Origin of the sequence: Nocardia testacea NBRC 100365, from assembly GCF_000308775.1 — a bacterium.
Classification (GTDB): domain Bacteria; phylum Actinomycetota; class Actinomycetes; order Mycobacteriales; family Mycobacteriaceae; genus Nocardia; species Nocardia testacea.
The window spans coordinates 1-7,371 of sequence record NZ_BAGJ01000238.1 but is presented as its reverse complement, the minus strand read 5'-3'; the positions used below and the strand labels follow the sequence as shown (position 1 = coordinate 7,371).

The 7,371-nt window shown below is 72.7% G+C and carries 2 protein-coding genes; both read left to right on the top strand.

What is annotated here, in order from left to right:
* A partial coding sequence (locus ON38_RS25860; RefSeq protein ID WP_039827623.1) for a phosphopantetheine-binding protein occupies nucleotides 1-661 on the top strand: 661 nt, incomplete at its 5' end.
* 27 nt (nucleotides 662-688) lie between these two features.
* A partial coding sequence (locus ON38_RS25855; protein WP_039827624.1) for a type I polyketide synthase occupies nucleotides 689-7,371 on the top strand: 6,683 nt, incomplete at its 3' end.

The window sequence follows — 7,371 nt, the reverse complement described above, 5'->3', positions numbered from 1 at the left end:
ACTCGCGGAGGGCGGCCCGGTGTTCGCCGCGGTGCGCATCGACCGCGCGGCGCTCGGTGCACAGGATCCCGACGAAGTGCGCGCGGTCATGCGCGGGCTCGTCCGGCCCGCGCGACGCCGCGCGGCCGAGAGCGCGGACCGGGCACCGGACCTGGCGGCGCAGCTGGCCGGTCGGCCGGCCGCGGAACAGGAGCGGATCATCCTCGAGGTGATCCGGGTGCAGGCGGCGGCGGTGCTCGGGCACAGCAGCGCGGAGGCGACCGCGCCGGACCAGCCGTTCAGCGAGATCGGATTCGATTCGCTGGGGGTGATGGAGTTCCGCAACCGGTTGCGCACCGCGGTCGGCACCCAGCTACCGGCGACCGCCGTGTTCGACTACCCGACTCCCGAGGCGCTGGCGGGATTCCTGCGCCGGGAGATCGCCCCGGACGAGGACCCGGTCCAGCGCATCACGGCCGAGATCGACTCGCTGGCGCACAGTTGCGCAGCGGCCGAGTTGTCGCCCGCGGACCGGACCGGCCTGGCGAACCGGTTGACCGCGCTGTTACGCGAACTCGAGGGCACCGCCCCCGCCGAGTCCGACCCGGGCGCCGCCGCCGCGGAAAACCTCGACGCCGCGGACGACCGCGAGCTGTTCGACTTCATCGACAACCTCAGCTGAACCAGCATGATCAGGAGCTCCACCCCGATGGCCGACAACGACGAGCTACGCCGGTACCTCAAGAAGACCGCGAAAGAGCTCTACGACACCAAACAGCAGTTGCGCGAGCTCACCGACCGGTCGCGGGAGCCGATCGCGATCGTCGGGATGGCGTGCCGCTACCCCGGGGGAGTGCGCACGCCCGAGCAGCTGTGGGAACTGACCGCGGGCGGGGTGGACGCGGTGGGCGACTACCCCACCGACCGGGGCTGGGATCTGGCGCGCCTGTTCGACCCGGATCCGGATGTGCCGGGCACCGTGTACACGCGGGAGGGCGGGTTCCTCGACGCCATCGGCGAGTTCGACGCGGCCTTTTTCGGGATCGGCCCGCGTGAGGCCGCCGCGATGGATCCGCAGCAGCGGCTGATGCTGGAGGCGTCGTGGGAGGCGCTCGAGGACGCGGGTATCGATCCGGGGTCGTTGCGCGGCAGCGATACCGGGGTGTTCGCGGGGGTGATCCATCAGTACTACGGGCCGCGGGTCGGGTCGGCGAATATCTCCGCGGAGACCGAGGGACATGCCTACCTCGGGGTGTCCAACAGTGTGCTGTCCGGCCGCATCGCCTACACCCTGGGTTTCAAGGGTCCGGCGGTATCGGTGGATACGGCGTGTTCGTCGTCGTTGGTGGCGTTGCATCTGGCGTGTCAGGCGTTGCGGCAGGGGGATACGTCGCTGGCGTTGGCGGGTGGGGTGACGGTGATGTCGGATCCGTCGTTGTTGATCGCGTTCGCGCGGCAGCGGGCGTTGTCGGTGGATGCGCGGTGTAAGGCGTTCGCGGCGGCGGCCGATGGTACGGGGTTCTCCGAGGGTCTGGGAATGCTGGTGCTGGAGCGGCTCTCCGACGCGCGACGGCTCGGGCACGACGTTCTGGCGGTGGTGCGCGGCACCGCCGTCAATCAGGACGGGGCCAGCAACGGATTGACCGCCCCGAACGGTCCGTCGCAGGAGCGGGTGATCGCCGCGGCACTCGCGAGCGCGGGCCTGGAGCCCGCGGATGTGGACGCGGTGGAGGCGCACGGTACGGGGACGATGCTGGGTGATCCGATCGAGGCGCGGGCGTTGATCAATGTCTATGGCGCCCGGGGGGACAGTGGTCCGTTCCGGTTGGGGTCGCTGAAGTCGAATATCGGTCATACCTCCGCGGCGGCGGGTGTGGGTGGTGTGATCAAGATGGTGCAGGCCATGCGGCACGGGGTGTTGCCGAAGACGTTGCACGTGGACGCGCCGTCGCCGCATGTGGAGTGGGATCCGGGCACGGTGCGGTTGCTGACCGAGGCGGAGCCGTGGCCGGCGGGGGAGCGGGTGCGCCGCGCGGGAATCTCCTCGTTCGGGGTGAGTGGCACGAATACGCACGTGATCATCGAAGAGGCACCGACCGAGCCGGGCCTCACTTCCGGCGCGACCTCTCCGGCCGGCGTGCCCGGCGCAACCACCCCGGCCGCCGCGGTCGGTGGGATCGCGGCGGCCGAGCCGGCCGTCGCGACGGATCTCGTTCCGTTCGTCCTGTCGGCCCGGTCCGAGGAAGCGCTGCGCGGTCAGGCGGACCGGTTGCGGCAGTGGCTGATCGGCGCACCGGAGGCGGGACTGCCCGATATCGGGTACTCGCTGGCGACCGCGCGGGCCCTGCTCGAATGCCGCGCGGTGGTACCGGCCGCCGATCGCGGCGCGCTGCTCGCCGGTCTCGCCGAGGTGGCGGCGGGTGCGCCCGGCGCGCTCGTCGGGCGCGCGGGCTCCGGCCGGACCGCGTTCCTGTTCACCGGTCAGGGTGCGCAGCGGGCCGGGATGGGTGCGGGACTCTATCGGGCGTTCCCGGCGTTCGCGACCGCGCTGGACGAGGTGTGCGCGCAGTTCGATCCGCTGCTGGGCCGGTCGTTGCGGGAGGTGATGTTCACCGACGCCGACGGCGTGCTGGACCGCACCGAGTTCACTCAGCCGGCGCTGTTCGCGTTCGAAGTGGCCGTCTCGCGGCTGCTGGAAGCGTTCGGTGTCGTTCCGGATGTGCTGATCGGCCATTCCATCGGCGAACTGGCGGCGGCCTATGTGGCGGGGGTGTGGTCCCTGCCCGACGCGTGCGCGCTGGTGGCCGCGCGCAGCCGGTTGATGGGGGCGCTGCCGGTGGGCGGTGCGATGCTGGCCGTGGCGGTGCCCGAAACCGTGGCGCGGGAACTGGCGGCCGAATTCCCGGGCCGGCTCTCCGTCGCCGCGGTCAATGATCCGGCCTCGACCGTGCTCTCCGGCGACGCGGACGCGGTCTCCGAGATCGAAGTCCGGCTCGCCGCGCAGGGGGTGAAGACCAACCGGTTGCGGGTGAGCCACGCGTTCCATTCCGCGCGGATGGATCCCATGCTCGCCGAATTCCGGGCGGTGGCCGCCGGTATCTCCTACGCGCGGCCGCAACGGACCGTGATATCGAACGTTTCCGGCGAGATCGACCAGGACACCCTGACCGATCCGGAACACTGGGTGCGGCAGGTCCGCGGTTGTGTCCGGTTCGCCCCCGGCGTGGACGCCGCGGTCGGGGCCGGCGTCCGGCGTTTCGTGGAGGTGGGGCCGGACGCGGTCCTGGCCGCCGCGACGCGACGGTGCCTGGCGGAGCACCCGGAGGCCGATGCGGCCGCCTCGGTGGCCGCGACCGCGCGGCGGCCGGTCGCGTCCGGTACGCCGGCGGAGGCCGAGGTCACGCAGTTCGTCTCCGCGCTGGCGCAGATCCACAACGCCGGGGTGCCGGTGGATTGGCGGGCCTGGTTCGCCGGTCGCGCGATGCGCCGGATCGGCCTGCCCACCTATGCCTTCCAGCGGCGTCGCTTCTGGCTGAACTCCGGGGGCGATACCGGGATCTCCTCGCTCGAGCATCCGGTCCTCACCGGGGTGGTCGGACTCGCGGGGTCCGACGAATGGTTGTTCACCGGGCGTTTCTCGCTGCGCACCCATCCGTGGGTGGCCGATCACATGACCTACGGCGTGGTCGTGCTGCCCAGTGCCACCCTGATCGAGATGCTGCTGGTCGCGGGTGCCCGGATCGGATGCGGCACGGTCGAGGAACTCACCCTGCAGGCGCCGATCCTGCCCACCGGTGACGACGAGATCGAGTTGCAGGTGCTGGTCCAGGCGGCCGACGGCCAGGGTCGCCGCCCGTTCGAGTTCTATTTCCGTGTCGCGGGCGAGAGCGAATGGGTGCACAACGCGACCGGCGCGCTGGCCGCGACCGGCTCCGGCGAAACGGATCTGCCCGCCCGGCTGCGGGACGAGCCGTGGCCCCCGGCGGAAGCCGAACCGCTGGACAGCGCGGGGCTGGCGGCGCTGATCGCCAAGGACACCGGTCTGGAATACGGCCCGGCCTTCCTCGGTGTGCGGGCGGCCTGGCAGCGCGGCGACACCGTGTTCTCCGAGATCGAGCTGGATACCGCGGCGGCGCCGGAGGCCGGTCGCCATACACTGCATCCCGCCCTGCTGGACATGGTGATGCACGCCGGCTTCTCCCGGCTGCTCTGCGGCGACGGTGACGGCGATCCCGAGACCGGCCGGCTGCTGTTCCGCTGGGGCGGTGCGCGGTTCCACGCTACGGAGACCACGCGCCGGGCGGAGGTGACCACCCTGCGGGTGATCGCGGTCGCGACCGGGCCGGAGACCGTCGCGGTGGCCGCCGTCGATCCGGCGGGCGAGCCGATCGTCTCGGTGGACGCGGTGGTGATGCGCCCGTACGACGTCGCGGAATTCCGCGCCACCCTGCCCGGTGCCGCGGCGTACCTGCACCAGGTGCGCTGGGAGCCGGCCGGCCCGGCCGGCAGCGAACAGCTCACCTGGTCGCCCGGGCTGCTCGGCGACGGGGAGATGGCCGGGATCGCGGCCGGTTACCCGACGCCCGCCGCGGCCGCCGCGGCCGAGCGGGTACCGGATGTGCTCATCTGGCGGGCCGCCCCGGCGGCGGCCGGTGCGCCGGTGGAGGTCCGGGCCGGGGTGCGCGACGCGCTCGCCGTGTTCCGGTCCTTCCTCGCGGAGGAACGTCTGGCCGGGACCCGGCTGGTCGTGCTGACCACCGGGGCCGCCGGCCTGCCCGGCGAGGTCCCGGACCCGCGCGCGGCCGCGATCCGCGGCCTGGCCGGTGTGGCGCAGTCGGAGAACCCCGGGCGGTTCGTGCTCGTCGACGCGGAACCGGACCGGCCGGTGGATGCCGACCGCCTCGCCGCGGTCCTGCGATCCGGCGAACCCCAGGTCGCGGTCCGCGGCACGGAAACACTGGTACCGCGCCTGATTCGGGCCGCCACGTCCGCCGGCCGCGCTGCGGGGTCGCTGCCGGCGGACGCGACGGTGCTGATCACCGGGGGCACCGGTGGGCTGGGCGCGTTGTTCGCCCGGCACGTGGTGGCCGAATACGGCGTGCGGCGGTTGGTCCTGACCTCCCGCCGGGGTCTCGCCGCGCCGGGCGCCGCGGAACTGGCCGCCGAACTGGAATCGGCCGGCGTCCACGCGCGAATCGTCGCCTGCGATATGGCCGACCGGGACGCGGTGCGGGCCCTGCTGGACGGTATCGAAGCGGATCGGCCGCTGGCGGTGGTGCACACCGCCGGGGTGCTCGAGGACGCGACCATCGCCTCGCTGACCGCCGAGCAGGTGGACCGGGTGGCCGCGCCCAAGGTCGACGGCGCCTGGTGGCTGGACGAGCTGACCCGCGACCGCGATATCGCGGCGTTCGTCCTGTTCTCCTCGGTGGCCGCGGTCCTGGGGTCGGCCGGTCAGGGTAACTACGCGGCCGCCAACAGTTTCCTGGACGCGCTGGCGCAGCGGCGGCGGGCCGCCGGGAAGCCGGCGGTATCGCTGGCCTGGGGGCCGTGGGAGCAGGGCAGCGGAATGACCGGCGGGCTGGACCGGATCGCGATGGCCCGGTGGCAACGGCTGGGGCTGAGTCCGCTGACCGAGGCCGAGGGCCGGCGGCTCTTCGACACCGCGCTGGCCGGTGCCGGGGTCCGGACGATTCCGTTGCGCTTCGACCCGGCCGCGGTGCGCCGCGAAAGCGATCCGGGCGCGGTACCCGTGGTGTTGCGCGGACTGGTGCGCCCGGCGGCGCGTCCGGTGCGCGCGCCGGGGGATGGTGCGGTCGACCGGGCGGCGGGTTCGCTGGGCGCCGTGCTCGCGGAAGCCCCCGAGGCCCAGCGCGCGGATCTGGTGCTCGAGGTGGTCCGGGCGCAGGTGGCGGCGGTACTGGGCCACGAGTCGGGCAACGATATCCGCCCCGATCAGCGTTTCGACGAGATCGGCCTGGATTCGCTGGGGGCGGTCGAATTCCGCAACCGGCTGAGCAAGGCGTCCGGGCTGACCCTGCCCTCGACCCTCGTCTTCGATCATCCGACGCCGGTGGCGGTGGCGAAACTGGTGCTGGCCCGGGTGGCACCGGCGGCGGATGCCCCGGTGAAGAAGGTCGTGCGGCGGACTCGGGTGGACGAGCCGATCGCGATCGTGGGAATGGCGTGCCGGTTCCCCGGCGGTGCCGATTCCGCCGCGGGCCTGTGGGATCTGGTGGCCGCGGGCCGGGACGCGACGGGTGACTTCCCGGACGACCGCGGCTGGGATCTGGAGCGGCTGTTCGACGAGGACGCCGACAAACCCGGCACCGTCTACACCCGCCGTGGCGGATTCCTCTACGACGCCGGCGATTTCGACCCCGGCTTCTTCGGGATCGGCCCGCGCGAGGCCTCGGCCATGGACCCGCAGCAGCGCCTGCTGCTCGAGGTGTCGTGGGAAGCCCTGGAGGACGCGGGTATCGATCCGGCCTCGCTGCGGGGCAGCGACGCGGGAGTGTTCGCCGGAGCGGGCTATTCGGGCTATATCGATCGGGTGGTCGGTGATCTGGAGGGTTACCGGCTCACCGGCACCACCAGCAGTGTGATCTCCGGACGGGTCGCCTACGTGTTCGGCCTGGAGGGGCCGGCCGTAACCGTCGATACCGCGTGTTCGTCGTCGCTGGTCGCCCTGCATCTGGGCTGTCAGGCGCTGCGGCGGGGGGAGAGTTCGCTAGTGCTCGCCAGCGGCGTGACCGTGGCGGCCAGCCCATACCTCTATGTCGATTTCGCCCGCCAGCGCGGGCTCTCGCCGGACGGGCGGTGCAAGGCCTTCTCCGCCGCCGCCGACGGCGTGGCCTTCGCCGAGGGCGTCGGTGTCCTGGTGCTGGAGCGTCTCTCCGACGCACGCCGCAACGGGCACGAGATCCTGGCCGTGGTCCGTGGCACGGCGGTGAATCAGGACGGGGCCAGCAACGGTCTGACGGCGCCGAACGGACCGTCACAGGAGCGGGTGATCGCTGCGGCGCTGGCCGATGCCGGGCTGGCGCCGTCGGATATCGACGCGGTGGAGGCGCACGGTACGGGTACTACACTGGGTGACCCGATCGAGGCGCAGGCCCTGATCGCCGCCTACGGCGGGGACCGCGCCGATCGGCCGCTGCGGATCGGCTCGCTCAAATCCAATATCGGTCACACCGTGGCCGCGGCGGGAGTGGGCGGGGTGATCAAAATGGTGCAGGCCATGCGGCACGAGATGCTGCCGCGCACCCTGCACGCCGAAGAGCCCAGCCCGCACGTGGACTGGTCCTCCGGCGACGTCCAGGTGCTGACCGAGGCGCAGCCGTGGCCGGCCGGCGGGCGGGTGCGCCGGGCCGGGGTCTCCTCCTTCGGCGT